The 18,060-nt window shown below is 44.2% G+C and carries 20 protein-coding genes; 4 read left to right on the top strand and 16 right to left on the bottom strand.

What is annotated here, in order from left to right; all coding sequences use genetic code 11:
• Window positions 1-10: 10 nt before the first annotated feature.
• Window positions 11-688, bottom strand: coding sequence for a heme exporter protein CcmB (locus tag RTR76_RS10970; RefSeq protein ID WP_312520544.1), 678 nt, complete (start codon window positions 686-688; stop codon window positions 11-13).
• Window positions 660-1,283, bottom strand: coding sequence for an ABC transporter ATP-binding protein (locus tag RTR76_RS10975; RefSeq protein WP_312520547.1), 624 nt, complete (start codon window positions 1,281-1,283; stop codon window positions 660-662). The genes RTR76_RS10970 and RTR76_RS10975 overlap by 29 nt, the downstream gene beginning before the upstream one ends.
• A gap of 170 nt (window positions 1,284-1,453) precedes the next feature.
• Here RTR76_RS10975 and RTR76_RS10980 point away from each other — a divergent pair, with 170 nt between their 5' ends.
• Window positions 1,454-1,696: a chaperone NapD gene (locus RTR76_RS10980; RefSeq protein WP_312520550.1), complete on the top strand. Its 243-nt coding sequence runs from the start codon at window positions 1,454-1,456 to the stop codon at window positions 1,694-1,696.
• 7 nt (window positions 1,697-1,703) lie between these two features.
• Here RTR76_RS10980 and RTR76_RS10985 read toward each other — a convergent pair whose 3' ends face one another.
• The 10 genes from RTR76_RS10985 to RTR76_RS11030 form a co-directional block, all read right to left on the bottom strand.
• A complete protein-coding gene (locus RTR76_RS10985; protein WP_312520553.1) occupies window positions 1,704-3,965 on the bottom strand; it encodes a molybdopterin-dependent oxidoreductase in 2,262 nt (753 codons plus the stop codon).
• Window positions 3,938-4,528: a NapC/NirT family cytochrome c gene (locus RTR76_RS10990; RefSeq protein ID WP_312520558.1), complete on the bottom strand. Its 591-nt coding sequence runs from the start codon at window positions 4,526-4,528 to the stop codon at window positions 3,938-3,940. Before RTR76_RS10990 ends, RTR76_RS10985 begins: the two co-directional genes overlap by 28 nt.
• A complete protein-coding gene (locus RTR76_RS10995) occupies window positions 4,500-5,294 on the bottom strand; it encodes a 4Fe-4S binding protein (protein ID WP_312520561.1) in 795 nt (264 codons plus the stop codon). The genes RTR76_RS10990 and RTR76_RS10995 overlap by 29 nt, the downstream gene beginning before the upstream one ends.
• A complete protein-coding gene (locus RTR76_RS11000) occupies window positions 5,291-5,839 on the bottom strand; it encodes a 4Fe-4S dicluster domain-containing protein (protein WP_312520564.1) in 549 nt (182 codons plus the stop codon). The genes RTR76_RS10995 and RTR76_RS11000 overlap by 4 nt, the downstream gene beginning before the upstream one ends.
• Before the next feature lie 183 nt (window positions 5,840-6,022).
• Window positions 6,023-6,724, bottom strand: coding sequence for a response regulator transcription factor (locus RTR76_RS11005; protein ID WP_312520566.1), 702 nt, complete (start codon window positions 6,722-6,724; stop codon window positions 6,023-6,025).
• Window positions 6,724-8,397, bottom strand: a complete 1,674-nt coding sequence (locus RTR76_RS11010) for an ATP-binding protein (RefSeq protein ID WP_312520569.1) — start codon at window positions 8,395-8,397, stop codon at window positions 6,724-6,726. Before RTR76_RS11010 ends, RTR76_RS11005 begins: the two co-directional genes overlap by 1 nt.
• A gap of 179 nt (window positions 8,398-8,576) precedes the next feature.
• Window positions 8,577-9,569: a 4Fe-4S binding protein gene (locus RTR76_RS11015; protein ID WP_312520572.1), complete on the bottom strand. Its 993-nt coding sequence runs from the start codon at window positions 9,567-9,569 to the stop codon at window positions 8,577-8,579.
• Between the two features lie 18 nt (window positions 9,570-9,587).
• Window positions 9,588-11,147: a 5'-nucleotidase C-terminal domain-containing protein gene (locus RTR76_RS11020; protein WP_312520575.1), complete on the bottom strand. Its 1,560-nt coding sequence runs from the start codon at window positions 11,145-11,147 to the stop codon at window positions 9,588-9,590.
• Between the two features lie 80 nt (window positions 11,148-11,227).
• Window positions 11,228-11,551 carry a thioredoxin gene (gene trxA / locus RTR76_RS11025; protein WP_312520578.1) on the bottom strand — a complete coding sequence of 108 codons (324 nt, stop codon included), beginning with the start codon at window positions 11,549-11,551 and terminating at the stop codon, window positions 11,228-11,230.
• A gap of 123 nt (window positions 11,552-11,674) precedes the next feature.
• Window positions 11,675-12,136 carry a hypothetical protein gene (locus tag RTR76_RS11030; protein ID WP_312520581.1) on the bottom strand — a complete coding sequence of 154 codons (462 nt, stop codon included), beginning with the start codon at window positions 12,134-12,136 and terminating at the stop codon, window positions 11,675-11,677.
• A 242-nt stretch (window positions 12,137-12,378) separates the two neighbouring features.
• On the opposite strand from RTR76_RS11030, the gene RTR76_RS11035 reads away from it, so the two are divergent.
• From RTR76_RS11035 to RTR76_RS11045, 3 genes are read left to right on the top strand one after another with little or no spacing between them, the layout of a single operon-like run.
• Window positions 12,379-12,633 carry a FeoA family protein gene (locus tag RTR76_RS11035; protein ID WP_312520584.1) on the top strand — a complete coding sequence of 85 codons (255 nt, stop codon included), beginning with the start codon at window positions 12,379-12,381 and terminating at the stop codon, window positions 12,631-12,633.
• A 27-nt stretch (window positions 12,634-12,660) separates the two neighbouring features.
• A complete protein-coding gene (locus RTR76_RS11040) occupies window positions 12,661-13,437 on the top strand; it encodes a FeoB small GTPase domain-containing protein (RefSeq protein WP_312520586.1) in 777 nt (258 codons plus the stop codon).
• Window positions 13,434-14,840, top strand: a complete 1,407-nt coding sequence (locus RTR76_RS11045; protein WP_312520589.1) for a nucleoside recognition domain-containing protein — start codon at window positions 13,434-13,436, stop codon at window positions 14,838-14,840. Before RTR76_RS11040 ends, RTR76_RS11045 begins: the two co-directional genes overlap by 4 nt.
• A gap of 35 nt (window positions 14,841-14,875) precedes the next feature.
• Here the strand turns inward: RTR76_RS11045 and RTR76_RS11050 are convergent, their stop codons facing one another.
• From RTR76_RS11050 to RTR76_RS11065, 4 genes are all read right to left on the bottom strand, one after another.
• The gene (locus RTR76_RS11050) at window positions 14,876-15,349 is read right to left on the bottom strand and encodes an iron dependent repressor, metal binding and dimerization domain protein (protein ID WP_312520592.1); all 474 of its coding nucleotides are present in this window, start codon (window positions 15,347-15,349) and stop codon (window positions 14,876-14,878) included.
• Window positions 15,350-15,560: 211 nt separating this feature from the next.
• Entirely contained in the window at window positions 15,561-16,214 is a 654-nt protein-coding gene (gene thiE / locus RTR76_RS11055) for a thiamine phosphate synthase (protein WP_312520596.1), read from the bottom strand.
• Between the two features lie 20 nt (window positions 16,215-16,234).
• Entirely contained in the window at window positions 16,235-17,353 is a 1,119-nt protein-coding gene (locus RTR76_RS11060; RefSeq protein ID WP_312520599.1) for a Nif3-like dinuclear metal center hexameric protein, read from the bottom strand.
• Window positions 17,329-18,030, bottom strand: a complete 702-nt coding sequence (locus RTR76_RS11065) for a class I SAM-dependent methyltransferase (protein WP_312520602.1) — start codon at window positions 18,028-18,030, stop codon at window positions 17,329-17,331. Before RTR76_RS11065 ends, RTR76_RS11060 begins: the two co-directional genes overlap by 25 nt.
• Window positions 18,031-18,060 lie beyond the last annotated feature (30 nt).

Here is an 18,060-nt window from a genome sequence, read left to right on the forward strand (position 1 = left end):
CACCCTCCTGTTATTCATACCAAAGATAGTCAAATAATATGGATACTGCAATACACAATACCAAGTCATAGCCAGCAATAAAAATCAATTCCGTTACTTGCGGCACAGTGTGGTTAAGCACTTTAGCTGTTGCACTGATTACTGCCAGAAACTGCGGTAAGAGAATGGGAAAAGTTAAAACTGTAAAAAGGGCACTTTTTCCTTGTGTTTTAGCTACTATTGCTGCTGTTATGGTGGCAGCAGCAGCAATTCCGATATCTCCTAAAAGCAGGAGAATGGAAAAAGTAAAAACAAAGGGAATTTCTATATTCAAAAAAATAATAAACAAAGGAATAATAAATATTGTAAGTGCTGCAAGCATTATGATATTAAATAACAATTTCCCAAAAACAATAGCCTGTGCACTTGCATACAAACGCAAGAGAAAGATAGTTCCAGTCTCATACTCTTGCACAAAGACTCGTGATAGACCCGCCATAGCACAAAAAAACAAAATTATCCATAAAAGAACTGCCGCAAGCTCCGGCGCTAGTGTTGTACCGGCAATCGTCATACTGACACTGGACAATGTTACCAAGGCAAACATGGATAATGCACTTACCGCATAGCGAATGCGGAATTCACAGAGACCCTCCTTATAGAGAATCGCCCACAAGGCTCTAGGAAAGGTTGATTTTATGAGTGGCATATTCTGTCTCCCATGATTCATTTGACGCAATTACCAGCGTTTTATGAGAAGCAAGCGCCTTAGTTATTAATTGGGCGGCTATTGCCTTGCCCTCCGTATCTAAGTTGCTTGCCGGCTCATCCAGCAAAATCAGCGGTGGATCTATAGCCAAAACTGCAGCAATTTTTAATCGTTGACACATACCGGTTGAATAAGAATGTACCCGCTTATTGCCTTGCTCTTTCAGACCTGCCTGGTATAGCCAGCCGAGTATTTCCTGCTCAGTTGCTTCTCTGTTGCGAATATTAAGCAGGAAGCGAATATTTTCCATTGCTGTCATGGCCTGATAAAAAAACACTTCCGGTGATATCATGCCAAGGACAGCTGCTTGCTGGTCTTTCTTTATGAGACTGCCATTGGCAAACAGACTTATCCTCCCATTTGTTGGCCTTATCAGTCCTGCGATTATTTTGAGAAGCGTAGACTTTCCAGAGCCGTTACAGCCGGTAATTGCCAAACATTCTCCCGGCTGTACGGCAGCATTTAATTGTCTGAACAAATACCGGCCGCTATAGCACTTGCCGATGCCAGCCAGTTCTACAGTCATCCTTGTCATTCACCAGATCCCTTTCATACCTTAATACGTCCTATATTTCGTTACTTTTGTATTTATACCTGTTAGTATTTCCAGATTTAAGCTATTCGTAATAATTACCTTCATTGCTCTGCCACTGAAACAGACTTATACTAAATATACAGATATAAATAGTGAAGGAGATTTCGGCTATGGCGATTGCAAGCATGATCGTACAACCGGCTGGTGAGCATACACATACGGTTATAGCTGCCCTGGAAGACATTTGCGGTATTACCGTACACTCGGTCACCGCAAAAGAAGAAATCATTATCGTTGTTGAAACAGACTCACTAGCTGAAGTTACTCAGATTGCCAGCCAAGTGGAACAACTGTCACATGTATTGGGCGTTTTTCCTGCATATATCAGCACTGCCGATGAGCCGCTCTCTTAACTGCAAGTTATGCCTTTTCCAGGCGTACTGCACATAGTTTATATTCCGGCTGTTTGGATGTATCGTCAAATGCATCAATGGTCACAAAGTTAATCATTCTAGTCATTTCCGTATCATGAAAAGGTGCCCATACCAGTCCTGGCCGCGGTTGTCCGCGGCCATTTAATTTGGTCTTCAGACAGCATTCGCCCCGGCGGGAAATGATTTTCACCAGTTCACCCTCCTTCACTCCCAGCCTATCAGCATCTTCAGGATGAATTTCAAGGTACATCTGAGATACCGCCCGTTTGAGTTCAGGAACATTCCCCGTCATCGTACTTGTATGCCAGTGCTCCAAAATACGCCCCGTCGATAAGAAATATGGATATTCATTGTCCGGTAATTCGGCAGGAGCTGCCTGGGGGCGAGCAAAAATAGCCGCCCGACCATCCGGTTTTCCGTAGAATTTAATGCCCTCTGCAACAAAAGGATCCCAGGGGGCGGCATAACGGATAGATGTTTCCGGTCCATTTTCTTTAGGAACCGGCCAAGTCAGCCCATGTTCCCGGCGTAAGCGGGCATAACTAGGTAAATCCATTTTGGTCCCAACCGTACATTTGCGATATTCTTCCCAAATCTCTTCATTGCTCTTATAGGAAAACAGTTCACTATAACCAAGTCGCTTGGCTATCTCAATCAGCGCCCAAACATCAGGTTTAGCTTCTCCCGGTGGTTCAACAGCTTTGGCAATGTGTTGCGTACGCCGCTCACCATTGCCGTAGATCCCTTCCTTTTCCATCCACAAGGCTGCCGGAAGCACAACATCTGCTAGCTCGCTGGTGCGAGTGGGATGATATGCTTCGGAGACAACAAGGAACGTCTTTTCCATACCAGCCCGGTACAAATTAAGATTGGGAATCGATTGGCCTGGATTAGTGCACATGACCCACAGCAGTTTTAAATCGCCTTTGACAGCAGCCCTGAACATTTCTACCGTATGGTACCCCGGTTTAGCGCTCATTCGCGAAGGATCAATTCCCCAAATCGCGGCGATTTCTTCACGATGCTTGGCATTTGCCACAACGCGATGAGCCGGCAGCAAATGTGATAAAGCTCCCACTTCTCTGACGCTGCCGCAAGCACTAGGCTGGCCGGTAAGCGAAAACGGTGTATTGCCGGGCTTGCAGATCTTTCCGGTAAGCAAATGTAGATTATGTATTAAGTTGTTTACCCACGTACCATGTATCCGCTGATTAAGCCCCATGCACCAAAGTGACATGGTATTTTTCCCTTTGGCAGCAAAAAGTCGTGCCGTTTCTCTAATTTGCTCAGCCGTAAGTCCTGTAGTGACAGCCACCTGCTCCGGGCTGTACGCAGCAATAAATTCTTTAAATTGCTCAAGTGATAATTTAGTATCACCTTGCATGAAGTTGGTGTGTTTTGCAATAAAAGTCTCATCCGTTAGTCCTTCTTCAAGAATTACGTAGGCCAGACTATTCAATAATGCCAGATCACTCCCCGGCACAAAAAGCAGCAACTGATCGGCAATATCGGCAGTTCTTGTTTTACGGGGATCAGCCACGATCACTTTAACATCAGACTTACTCTTCTTCCTGTCAATTATGCGGGAATAAATAATGGGGTGGGCCTCCGCCATGTTGGATCCGATAATGAAAAAAACGTCCGCTTCCTCAATGTCGGCATAAGTCCCCATGGGCTCATCCTTTCCGAAGGTACTGACATAGCCGGCAACCGCGCTGGCCATACAGGTTCGTGGATTACCATCAATATTATTAGTACCGATTGCGCCTTTAAACAGCTTATTAGCCAAATAAGATTCTTCTGCAATATTTTGTCCCGAACCGTAAAAAGCAACAGAGTCTTTGCCGTATTGTGCAATTGATTCTTTGAACTTATCAGCAATCAGACCAAGCGCCTCCTCCCAAGAGGCTTTGACAAATTCTCCATTCTTCTTAATCAGCGGATGAAGCAACCGGTCCTGGGTATTCATAATTTTAGGTAATAAAATGCCTTTAACACACAATCTTCCTTTATTTACAGCGCAGTCAGGATCGCCCTTAACAGCTACTATTTTCCCATTATTTACTCCAGACAAAACTCCACAGCCAGTTCCGCAGTAACGACAAACGCCTTTTACCCACTTCTCAGCATCCTGCTGAGAAGTGGGCCCCTGCATTGAGTTGCTGCCACTTGTAAACGCACATCCAGAACTGGCTAATGCCGAAGCAACGGCAAATGCTTTTAGAAACTCCCGGCGTGAACATTCCATGATATTCCCTCCTGCGAGTAAGCGGTAGGATCTTTATCCATTTGGTTTAGATGACAGCTTATACAAGCTTCGCGGCTGGGCGAGCTCGTATTCATTTTGTCATTGTGAACCAAGCCTCCATGACAGCTAATACAGGTCATCCCGTTGCTAAAGTGCTTAATTGTATGAGGATTTTTTGCTGCTGCCGCTTTTTCTACATTTGTAGTGACTTTCTCCTGATGGCAGCTCAAACAGTTAATATCCCTGGCTTGTGCCTGAGGAGCTATCGAGGCACCGCTTACATGTACATACAACTCTTTGACTCCTTTGATTTTCGCTTTTACCATTCCTTTTACACCTGGTTCAGAATGACAGTCAATACACGCAACATTTTTATGCGATGAAGTAAGCCAAGTTTGATGCATTGTCCCCATCTCATGACAAGCAGCACAAAATTCCGATTTTGAGGTGTGTCCTACAGTCCAGGCCGTACCAACAAAAAAGAAAATGACGATACTTGCGAGCATTAGTAAATGCCTTCCTGTAAGTTTTTCTTCACCTCGCAGAGCTTTCCACAAACTCACAATGTTTTCTGCCTCCTTTTTGGTTTCTCCATGAAAAATAGACTGACTTTTTATGGCATACATCCATACAAGCGCCACAGCTGGTACAATTCAGTACATCCAGTAATTCATTACTGCCAATTTGTATATTCATTGTACAAGCGGCCCGGCAGCGACCACACTGCACACAATCGGCGTGATCAATAGTTATGCCAATCACCTTCCATCTCCCTAATAATCCATATAACGCACCAAGAGGACAAAAATTCCGGCACCATGTTTTTTGTCCGCTAAGCCATTCGGCAAGCACGATAAAGATAAGCAATACCACTTCAAATCCGGCCCCAAAAACAATCAGCCTGCTAATCATACCTATAGGCGATAACATCGTATAAAATGGTAAACTGAACACAAATGCCAACAGTAAACATCCCGCCATAATAAAATAAGGAAGATACGTGTTGGCTGATCGATTTACCTTTGGTGTTTTAATCAACGCAGCCGCTTCCAGCAGTGTATGGAGAGGACAAACCCAGCTGCAAAATATCCGCCCCATTGCCAGTGCAATGGCAACCAAAGGTAAAGCCGACCATAACAGGGGAAGCCACAGCTCTTTACTGGCTAAGATGACTTCCAATGCAGCCAGAGGATCAGTTAATGAGACCATAAAAAATTGAGCCGAAAGATAAGTGCCAAACCAAATAGGGTTACTATACCAGATTTGTATACATAGCGCTCCTATGGCTATAAATTGAGTAACTTTCCTCAAAAAAAACCATTTTTTCATCTACGCCCAGCTTTCACCGTTATCGACGGTACTTCCGTAATACACACCTGCTCGCATAAACCACAGCCCACACATACTGCATCATTGACTACCGGTCTTTTGTAATCCTCCAGTTGAATAGCACGATTGTAAAATGGACAGCTCGTATAGCAGATCTTACACTCATCTCCCTGCCAGGCCAAACAGGTATCGGTATTAATTTGAGCGGTTCCCATCCTAATTTTTTCTTTTTCAATAGCTCGCAGAGCGCCGCTGGGGCAAACGCTAATGCAATCCATGCACAAATTGCAGGCTGCCTGGCGAGGTTTAATATAGGGTGTGCCAATAGACAGTCCTTGCTCTCCCTGCCCCAGAATAATTGCTTCCTGAGGGCATTTTTGCGCACATTTTCCGCATCGCAGGCAAGTTGCTAAAAATTCTTCTGCTTCCAGTGCTCCTGGCGGTCGGAGCAGGCCTGCAGCTGCCTTTCGCTTATCGCCGAATCCACCGAACAGTAGAGAAGCTAATGTGCCGAACAGCAAAGTAATTGTCGCCCTCCTTTTCATGACCGCCTCCTGTCTGCCGGTACTTTGTATAAATTTATCATACAGAAAACTACTTACACGGCACTTACAAATTGATTACAAAATCATTAATTATTTAAAAATTCTATTAACTATTTTTACAGGACTTGCATATTTCTCTACTTTTACCAACAAAAGAGCGCCCTTTCGGACGCCCTTACTTTTTCAAGCAATTATTTCACAAACAAATTTGTAACCTACACCCCAAACAGTTTTGATAAATTGTGGTTGTGACGGATCAGCTTCAATCTTCTCCCGCAGCCGCCTGACATGAACAGTTACCGTATTCTCATCGCCCTGATAATCACTGTGCCAGACTTTATTAAGTAATTGCATCCTGGTAAAAACCTGCTGCGGATTACTGACGAGCAGCCATAGCAGTTCGAACTCTTTGCCAGTTAGGCTGACTAACTTTGCAGCAACTGTCACTGTCCGGGTATTCAAATCTATCGATATACACCCGCAAGTGATTGTAGAGCTGTTTTGCATTTGGCGACGCCCTTGAACACGCCTAAGCACAGCTTGTACCCGCAATACCATCTCGGTAGGGCTGAAGGGCTTGGTAAGGTAGTCGTCAACTCCCATTCTGAGTCCGATAATACGATCCAGCTCATCTCCCTTTGCCGATAGTATCAATACAGGAATTTGATACTCATTGATTAGAATTTTTCCTACATCCAGACCATTCAGTTTAGGCAGCATCAAGTCAAGTATTACCAGGTCCGGCTGGTTGAGTTTTGCGCTTTGTAAAGCCTGTTCACCATCTATGGCTACCATAGTATGAAAGCCTTCCTTCTCCAGACAGTGACAAACAATCTTAAGAATTTTGGCATCATCATCTACTACCAGAATCTTTTCTCCCGCCACTAGTACGCCCTCCCTGTACGAATTGGAATAGTAAAGGTAAATATACTGCCTTGTCCGACAGCACTCGCAACACTGATCGTACCTCCATGAAGTTCAACAAGGTTGCGCGCAAGAGCCAGCCCTAAGCCGCTTCCCGAGTATTCCCGGTCTTTTGCATGATCAACTTGCCGGAATTTATCAAATATGTATTGTTGATCTTCCTGACTGATGCCAATGCCGTCATCAGCGACAGCGACTTGTACGGCTGGCAGCGCTTCTACCGGCTTATTGACAGAAACAGTTACGCAAATTTTTTTGCCCTCAGGAGTAAATTTTATTGCATTGCTAAGAAGGTTGCTAAGTATATGCTTTATTTTATCTGCATCAGCCATAACATAGGGGACATTCTCGTCAATATGTACGGAATACTGAATTTGCTTTCGGGTCAGTAAGGGTAAAATCGTACGGGAAACTTCACCTACAATATTATGAAAATCTACTACCTGATCATTCATACGCACTAACCCAGCTTCAATCTTCGACATATCCAAAATATCATTAATCTGGTTTAATAATTGATGCCCGCTGTCTAAGATATCGGCCAGGAACTCACGCTGCAGCGAACTTAACGTCTCACCTTCAGCTAATAAGATTTCAGTAAAAGCGATAATGGCAGTAAGGGGAGTTCGCAATTCATGGCTCATGACAGCCAAAAACTCAGACTTAAGCCGATCAGCTTCACTGAGCTTCTCATTCATAGCCATTAACTCTCTTCCTTGTGTCGCCAATTGCAAATTTGCTCTAATCAGCATCCGCGTACGCTCGGCTACCTTTTCCTCCAAGCCGGTATATAACTGCTGCAGTTTATCGGCCATAGTATTAAATTCAGTAGCTAAGCTTTGCATTTCATCATAGGTATGAATTTCATTCATCTGCGCCGACAATTCACCATGACCAATTTTAACTACTTTCGCGGTCAGTGCCTGTATTGGCTGAATAACGATATGTTCCATCAACATGTAGATAACACCAATGGTAACCAGAACAATAAAGATAATAAAGAGCAATTGCGTTACAACAGTATCGTGCATATTTTTTTCAAAAACCGTCATAGGAAACACAATGCTGATAGCCCCTGAAAAATCACCTGGCAGATAACCTTCCTTTAAATGGCCTGCCACATCCCGGGCACCGGCCGGGGATCCGTGACAAGGCATACAAGATTCGTCAAAATAGATCGGAACTAAATAACGGAATACCTTAATCCCATCAATCACATCATAGCCGTAAATCTCAGTCATTTGCCTGTTAGCAGCTAACTCTTTCATAAACTGAACTTCGAAATTGTCCGGCTTATTCTCCTCATCTCGAACCTGTGGTCTTGTCTGCTTGAATTTATAGCCAGAAGCTTTGTTAAAAATATCGCCTATTCCTTTTCCCACCGCAGCAGGATTTAAATGCTTGAACTCATAATGTCCATTCGAGTCAGAGTTAATCGTATCTTGCTGGACTGCAATGAACGAACGGGCTGCAATAAGCTGCTGTGCAATAACGGTAGCCTTTTCACGCATTTCCGACTCCGCCTGACGCTGGCTCATATTCACGTTCCACAATAAATTAATCGTCATCATCACAACAATAATAATCGCCATGCTCAACATAAAGCGCAGGCTCAAACTATTTCTAAGCTTCATAAGAAAACTCCACGAATGCAACAATTGCAGATTTACTAATTACATTCCGGTTATAACCAGAAAATTCCTGCAATTAAACCAATAAAAAAGACCCGGTTTTGCCACACCGGGCCTGCATAGTTATGTCCCCCACAAAAAGAGACATCTAAATTATACCGCGTCGTACGCGTAATGTCATCTCAACAGCATCCTGTCTGGAGCCTGTTTTTCAACATACATTCCAAACAAATCCGTTGATTATCAACTGGCTGAAACAACTGATCACAAGATGAGCATCGTGGCAATTTTGCTTGTATGACCCTGTGCTTGCCTAGTTGATTGGCAGCTCCTATTGCGATTGCCTGAACCGGACAGTGAGTAACACAAACATGACAACCTGTGCATTGCACAGGCTGGTGATAAATTTCCAATTCGCTGGTCAGGTCAATAACCGTAATTGCTTTACTACTGCAAAGCTTTGCACATAATCCACACGCTTGGCAGGCATCGCTAATGCTCATGTTAAAAAACACCTTACTATTTTCCGGCAACCTAATAGCAGGCATTGCTGACAAATATGTGGCAATCCATTTCTGACGCTCTAATCGTTCTATTGTAGCACCGGTAGGAAAAGTCACTTCTCTGATCGTTTCAAGTGCTGCACCAAACATTTCACTAAAAAAGCCTCTCCGGGAAATTGCTTTACCCCTAACCTTTATATAAGCAGCCTTATCTCCTGACTGAATTACATTTTTATTACAAAAGGTCAGCATCCGGTTAGCATTTGCAATTGCATTTGTAAGCTGCATGTGAACTGCCGGGTTGCACTGCCCGCATGCCCGGTCATCAACGATCAGCGTACTGCCTTTATATACAAGAGCAAATAAGAGTCTGCTTTCCAAAAATCCCAGACAGGGCCAAGAGCTTTCCCTGCTTTGTTTCTTACAGGCAAAAAGCGAGGGGTTTTCGGCCGCTCTGTGTTCCAATTCCCGGTTAGAATAGGATAGAGCCGCTATTGCTTCCGCAGGACATACAGCAACGCATACTCCACAGTGATTACAGAGCTTGGATTGAATTTGCCAATTTTCATCAATACAGTTAGCAGGGCAGTGGTCACGGCATCTTTGACAATGCATCTCTTTGTAGCGCCCGTTTAAGCATAACGCTTGGTCAATAGTTATGGTTTCAGCCATCTATGCTCCTCCTAGCCGCTATGCTGCCGGGACCGACTGCTGCATATTTCGCATTTCCAAACGGTTGTCTGTCTCTACTGATAGGTGATGATTTTTGTTGATTGCCTGCTCAACAATTTGTCGTATAGACAAATGCGTATTCGTAGTCTTGCGTGCCGCTGAGAACATGCTAAAACCATCACCCCCGGCAGCCATAAAATCGTTTACAGCAACTTTATAATATTGATTTTTCTCCAATTTCTTACCATTGTTTAACAACACCTGAGTAACACGCTTGTTCAAAGGCCGCGAATAATCATAGGTGACTTTAAGACCGGAAAACTGCAACATGCCAATCTGCTTATTAGCAATTCCATATTCCAACGTCTTTATGATCTCTGCCCCCGTCATTTCAACTACAGCTACTTGATTATCAAAGGGGAATAATTGATAAAGACTGGCTTTCGTAATGAAACCAAAGAACTCACCTGTACGTATGCCACCACCGTTTTGAAACGCAATATCGGCTTTACTGGCTTCTCGCATACTGTCTGTTGTCCATTGACCGAGCGGTGATAATTCATACCGACCATGTGAAAGCCGCGATTTTGCCTCGCCTATCACCTGCTGTTTAAGCGCTGCAGTTTGCGACTGAGCCTCTTGAATAATCCTGCTGACTGCCAAATCTCCCGCCAGCCCCTCAAGAGGAATTTCCGCTACATTAGTCACCACAGATATTACTTTTCTGTTTGCCCTCGAGTATACTAAATTTACTTTCCCAACTGCACGGCCATTATAGCCCGCCTGAATGATGGGTATCCCATTTACCGTCCCGGCTAATTTGGTGTGGCTATGTCCGGCGATGATTACAGCAGCCCCGCTGATCCGATTAGCCAATAGGGCGGCTTCCCCCCGAATCGTATTGGTCTGTTTATCAAGCTCACACCCTAGGTGAGAAAGCACGACAACAACTTCAGCCCCTTGTCGTTTTAATTCAGGCAACAGGGAATGCACCGTTTTAGCCGGATCGATAAAGCGATAGGCAGAAACGAATTGAGGATGTGCTTTATAAGCAGTCTCCGGTGTAGCAATGCCAATAATCGCTATTTTAACGCCCTTCTTCTCAACGATGAGATAAGGCTTAATATATGACGGTACTTTATTAGTGCCCTTTTCAATCATATTAGCAGCCAAAAAAGGAAAGTCCGCCTGCTGAGCCCGCTCACGCAGTATTTCTCTTCCCCAGTCAAATTCATGGTTGCCTACGGCCATCGCAGCAAAGCCAACATTATTCATTATCGATACAACCGGTTCACCTTTCAGCAAATCTGAGTCAATTGTGCCTTGAAACATATCTCCTGCACCTACAATCAGTGTCCCTTCCGGGTTTAGAACATACTCATCTTTTAAATAATGTGCCAGCCTGATTGCCCCCGGATTTTTACTTTCTTGCACGAGAGCACCATGAAAGTCATTCACTGTTAAAATAGTAAACGTAACAAATTCACCACTTTCAGTGCGTGCAGAAGAAATAGAATGACAAGCAGGTAGTATTACCAATAAGCCCAGTATGACAAAAAACCGTAGAATTATTTTCACATTTTACCTCCTTTACATTCTTTGAGGTATTACAGCCTTATATAAAGAGAACTCCCGGATAACTCCAGGAGTTTCATGCTCTACAGAATTGCGTCTAATGCAGCACTAATATCTTTACGGGGGCGATAGCCCACAATACGTTCTACTTCATGTCCATTTTTTATAATCAGCAGGGTCGGTACACCCATCACATTGTATTTACCTGCTAGCTGCTGATGATCATCCACATTAATTTTAGCAACCATAGCCTTACCGACATAGGTTTCGGCAACAGCGTCCAGCTCCGGACCGACCATTTTACAAGGTCCACACCAAGGAGCCCAAAAATCAACTAGAACTGGCTGCTCGGATTTTAATACCTTTTCTTCAAAATCTTGCTGCGTTCCAATCGTCACTACACCCATCGGCTCAGCCCCTTTTTAGTAAATCCTATTGTTAGGTTACCTTCATTTTAGAAAATTTTAACTAATTAGTCAAGAAAAACTACTCGTACCTTGTCCGTTCTAATCCAGCTCCGGCAGACTTCTTTATAGAAGCGTATCCAGCTCCATTCTAATAAAGCGAATAGCCCCACTGGCTGATGCGGCACCACGAAATGCAGCATAACAGTCATATCTGCCGGCTTCCAGCAATTGCCCGTCTTCATTAGCAAAAACCACCTGCAATGCGCTCCAAAAAGCGGGATTTGCCCGAAGAAGGTAGGTATGCTCAAGAGCATGCAAATTATGTGTAAACCCCAAACCAAAATGTCTTGCCACTTGTGTTGTCAGGACATTCTTGTTTTCACCCCGCTCTTCTTGATCGATATCATAAGTAAGTCTTTTTTTTTGATTAGCGTAAGGCCGATGCCCGTTATCAAGCACTATTTCCCAGACCCGCTGCGCAGCTCCGGTCTCATATAACCGCTGTATATCGACGGTATGACCAACTACAACTATTTCTTCATTAGTTAGTATAAGCGACGCAATCGCTACTTCTTCTGCGTTCACCTGAATCTGCACATCCTTACAGCTTATTCCTCTAAGTCATATAGCATGTGCATTTTTCAAAAAAAAATTCTATTTACAGCACTACATCAAGTAACCAAATGCTAGTGATCTTCATAGCATGAAGAAGATAGACACTTTAGTTAGCTAAGGCTAAGCACAAGCGCATCTTGTGATACAGTCAGCTAACATTTTTTCAACACAAAAACTTAGCTGAAGTTATAAAACTTAAAGGAGGCTAACACATGTTAGCACAAAATCAAATGCACACTTTATCGGATCTTGCTGTTGGATCATACTGCCAGGTAGCGGCAGTTGAATTAGAGGGCCTGATTCGCAGGAGAATTTTTGACCTTGGCATGATTCCTGGCACACCGGTTCAATGTGTACGAAAAAGTCCTGCAGGTGACCCAATTGCTTTTTATGTGAGAGGCAGTATGATTGCACTTCGTAACGAAGACGCGAGGCTGATTAAAGTTAATCCTTGGCAGCCCGAATAAAAAACCATTTTGGAGGTTAGTTTGGAAATGAAAAACGAGCTCGAATACCACTCCCGCATTTTGCGGGAACACTTTGGAATATCTGCCGGCTTCAAGCAATACATTGTCGCGCTGGCAGGTAACCCCAACGTAGGAAAAAGTACCGTATTCAATGCGCTTACCGGCCTGCATCAGCATACAGGCAACTGGCCGGGCAAAACAGTTGATAACGCTCAAGGGACTTTTTCTCATGATAATCAGTCTTTCCTTATGGTTGACCTGCCGGGTACCTACTCTCTTTTAGCCCACACCGTAGAAGAACAGATTGCACGTGATTTCATTTGCTTTGGCCGGCCTGATGCAGCATTAGTGGTAGTCGATGCAACCTGTCTGGAGCGCAATTTAAATTTGGCTCTGCAGGTAATGGAAATAACACCGAATGTCATCGTCTGTGTAAATCTGATAGACGAAGCCCGCAAAAAGAATATCTACGTTAACAGCAGCTTACTTGAAAAAGAACTGGGTGTCCCTGTTGTTGTGACTGCCGCCAGAACTGGTGAGGGACTGAATAACTTAAAAGAAACCCTTTATAAGGTCGCAAGTGGAGCACATATCTCACGCCCAAGGCAAATTATGTATTCGCCCCAGGTAGAAGAGGCTATCGCCAAGCTTGTACCGCAAATAAGCCGCATTATTGACCACCAGTTGAATCCACGCTGGGTAGCACTGCGGCTGCTCGATGGTGATCGTACCTTCATTGAAAGCATAAGCCGTCATATCAATATTGAAACAGGCCAGGAAGTTTCGGAGGTGGCATTTCAATGACTGCCATCGTCAAACCAATCAGTACACTGGCTCAGGTATGCACGCAGGCAGAAAAAATCCGCCTCCAGTCCGGAACAGAGCTAGGTGATACCATAATCACTGATATATATGCAAATGCCGAAGAAATTGCCCGCAAAGTCGTTATTACTCCAGATAATACACGGGCAAGCTGGGAAACTAAGCTTGATGACATTCTGACTTCCCGCATGTTCGGCTATCCAATTATGCTAGCGCTTTTAGGGCTTATATTTTGGATCACAATTGTTGGTGCCAATGTCCCCTCAGGAATCCTTGCAGATGCGTTATTTAGCTTTCAGGACCAGCTTACCGAATGGTTTCAGCTTGCCGGAGCACCTGACTGGCTCCATGGGGTACTAGTCCTTGGCATGTATCGTGGTTTAGCCTGGGTCGTATCAGTTATGCTGCCGCCAATGGCCATTTTCTTCCCCTTGTTTACCTTGCTTGAAGATCTCGGATATCTCCCGCGAGTTGCCTTTAATCTCGATCATGCTTTTAAAAAGTGCAAAGCCAGCGGCAAACAAATATTAACAATGTGCATGGGATTTGGCTGTAATGCGGCAGGTGTTGTTTCTGCCAGGATTATTGACTCTCCACGGGAGCGGATCATCGCCATTATCACCAACAACTTCGTTCCCTGCAATGGCCGTTTTCCCACCCTGATTGCAATAGCAACCATCTTTGTAGCCGGCTACTTCTCACCCGAATTGGAAACGCCAATTGCCGCTCTCACCATAACTGCATTGGTTTTTCTGGGTATCTTGATCACGTTTGGTGTTTCCTGGCTCTTATCCCACACCGTATTAAAAGGCGAAGCTTCTGCAATGGTATTGGAGCTCCCCCCTTACCGTAAACCACAAATTGGCGCAGTCATTTATCGCTCCATGATTGACCGAACTTATTTCGTCCTAAGGCGGGCTGTCATCATGGCTGCTCCAGCTGGTGCGATAACTTGGATTCTAGCAAATATTACGGTTGGCGACACCAGCATTCTCAATCACATGGCTTCTTTCCTGCAGCCCTTTGCCTATGCGATTGGACTTGATGGTTATATCCTGCTGGCCTTTATCCTGGGCCTGCCGGCTAATGAAATTGTTATTCCCATTCTGCTTATGAGCTACTTGTCCACAGGCTATATGATTGAAGTAGAAGAACTATCTGAGCTGTCACAGATTTTTATTGCTCACGGCTGGACCTGGCTTACTGCTGTAAATACTCTACTATTTTGCCTGCTTCACTGGCCTTGTGCGACTGTGCTGCTATCTACATACAAAGAGTCGGGCAGCAAGAAATGGACATTTTTAGCCTTTCTTCTGCCAACGGTTATTGGCTTCCTGGTCTGCTTTATCGTTGCCCAATCAGCCCGTATGCTGGGATTAGTGTAACTATTTCGCTGAGGTTGCGATACGCAGCCTCAGCTTTACTCATTTGCCACTTCCTGCTGGCTTATGATAAAAGCGGTAAGCTCATTGTGGATCAGCGGATTTTGCCGCATAAACGACACAAAGGACTGAATAACATTAATGGTGGATACTGACAAATAGTGCTCCATTGCTTCAGCCTCTGCACTGATATTACACTGGGCACTCAATATTAATAGAAATTCCTGCAGAATTTGATTGCGCTTCACTAAAAAACTGCCTATTTTCTTCCCTCTGTCCGTAAGGCCAATCAACCCATAACGCTGATAAGTAATACATTCTTTTAATTTTAGCCGTCTAAGGGCTTTGGTAACAGATGGTTGTGCAACATTTAATTTCTGACTGATTTCAGATACTCTGACAATAGGCTGAGTCAGTGAAAATCGATATATTTCTTCCAGATAATCTTCCAGACTAGGGGACAAATCAAAGATATTTTTTTCTTTTTTGCTCTCTCCTTTGCTGCTTGCCATAGTCGTCCACCTCAATATTCCATGTTTTTTCAATCCCGTTGTATTGTCATAACCACACATATTAAAAAATGCGTTGGTATCTCACTATATTCTATGCGTTTCATGCTACAATTGGACTGAAATATAAAATAAATATATACAAAAAAAGGCAACCGAATTCCGGTTGCCTTTCTCCATGAATAGTTAAGGAATCAGGACCATTTCTAAGAGATTATAACTGATTCAGCCTCTGCCGCAATATTTGCACTGCTTTTTTAATATCAGCAGCACCGACTAGCTCGGTTACTAAGGCAAATTGGGCCACACCCATACGTTTGAGTTCCGCAATATTGTGCTCCTTAATACCACCTATAGCCACAAAGGGCAATGAAATATTTTCGACTACATATTGTAAGTAATTGAAACCTACAGGAGCGCAAACATCTTTTTTGGTAGCAGTATTAAAAATCGGTCCGACGCCGATATAATCGACAATTCCACTTTGTACGGCAGCCTCTGCCTCAGCCGGTTTATGTGTGGACAAACCGAGTATCCTCTCATTGCCGATTAACTGACGAACTGCCTGCACCGGCAAATCATCCTGACCGATATGAATTCCATCAGCCTCAACTAATAATGCCAAATCAATATGATCATTAACAATAAAAGTAACATTGGCTTGACGGGTAATTTCGCGAATAGCAAGGCACTCCTCATACATCTGCCGGGATTTTTTGTCTTTTTCCCGGTATTGTACCACTTTAATACCAGCTTCCACCAATTCTCTCACAACATCTATATTACTTCGCCCTAATGAATGTTCCTCAGAAGTAATACCATATAGATCGGTTGTCAAAAAATTGTTCATCGCAGCTTTAATTTGCATATAAAAGCCCCCTCCCAATTCTAATACCTAGCAAAAACATCCTGATTGATAACATCACTGTGAATAGCAATTTCCCAGCCTGCTTCACGCGAACAATTTTGTAGGTACTCAACTAGTACCGCGATTACAGGCTGCTCAGTAGCAAAGTGCCCGGCATCAACGACAATTAAGCCCTTAGCCACAGCTTCCTGAGCTTCATGATACTTAATATCGCCGGTTATCAAAACATCTGCCCCTGCTGCCACTGCATAGCCAATCAAACTGCCGCCGCTGCCGCCGCAAAGAGCGACTTTCTCAATAACCTTATTCACATTCCCTGCAACAGTCACATGAGCTATGCCTAATGCTGATTTAACGTCATTAATAAAATCCTGAAACTCCCGCGGCCGGTTAAGCCTGCCTACCCGGCCTAAGCCCTGCCTAACCCCGCTGTTGGCAAGGGGATATACATCGTAAGCGGCTTCTTCATATGGATGTGCTAATAACATCGCCGATAGTACCTGTTTGCTAAGCGATTGAGGCACAATAGTTTCCAACCTGCTTTCTGCAGCATATTCTAATTGACCTATTTCTCCAAGAAACGGCTTAGTGCCTGCCAGCGGTAAAAACGTGCCGGTACCAGCAGTCTGAAACGTACAGTGGCTGTAGTTGCCAATATGCCCCGCTCCGGCCTCACAAAGTGCTTCCCGCACTTGCTCTACATGTGAAGAAGGAGTATATACAACAATCTTAACAAGCTTATCCTCATTTGTTATCTGGAGCGGCTCTATTTGCTGCAATTGCAGGCGGCCAGCCAACGCATCATTCACTCCGCCTGCAGCTATATCCAAATTCGTATGAGCAGAATAAACGGCAATTGAGTGTTTTAATAATGCAGCCATAATCTCTCCTTGCGGAGTGTCCGTGCGAATACTGGTTAACGCTTTAAATATAACAGGATGATGGCTAATAATAAGCTCATAACCATGTTGTGCTGCATAACGGGCCACAGGCAGCGTAACATCCAGCGTCACAAGCACCTTGCTGACCATTTGATCAGGAGAACCGACAAGCAGTCCCACATTATCCCAGTGTTCAGCCAAACCGACAGGAGCTAATCGCTCCATCATTTCAATTAAAGTTTTGCAGCTAACTGACATGCTTTTTCCTCCAGCTTTGCCAAGCTCTCCTGGTATTCCCGGAATTTAACCGATTGCCTCGCCTTTGGGCTGACATTCATTTCTGCTAAGACATACTGCTTTTGCTTAATCAACTGAAAGATGTGCTTCGCTAGGAGTATCGGCTTCTGTGCCCATAACACAGGACCTATTTCATACAGAACCGACTCAAGAAAAGGCGAATCCCCCTGCTCGGCAGCAATAATTTCATAGAGCTTGCCTTCTTCTTCTACCAGGGTTTCATCTGTTATATACCAGCCGTTTTGTACCAGCCACTGGCGCACGAGAGAAGCTCCGATCATTGGCTGAAGAATCATCCTTCTTAATTCACTTGTGACTGACGGATGGGCAGTCAGTATATCAATAATGGTTGTTCCTCCCATACCCGCAATTGTAACCGTGTCTGCTTCACCCGCCTTCAACACGGCAAAACCACTTCCAAAGCGAAGATCAATTTGTTTGCTCAAATTCAGACGGTCAATGATTTGACAGGCTGCCCGATAAGGGCCTTCATTCACTTCACCGGCTATCGCATGTGATATAAGCCCCTGCTGAAGCAAATAGACTGGTAAATAGGCATGGTCAGTACCAATATCAGCCACAACAGCTCCCTTTGGAACTCTTTCGGCAATCGCTGTTAGTCGTTCTCCTAAATTCAATATACTGCCTCCCAGAATGTTAGAGTGCCT

The sequence above is a fragment of the Anaerospora sp. genome (assembly GCF_032013335.1).
Taxonomy (GTDB): Bacteria; Bacillota; Negativicutes; order Sporomusales; family DSM-15969; genus Anaerospora.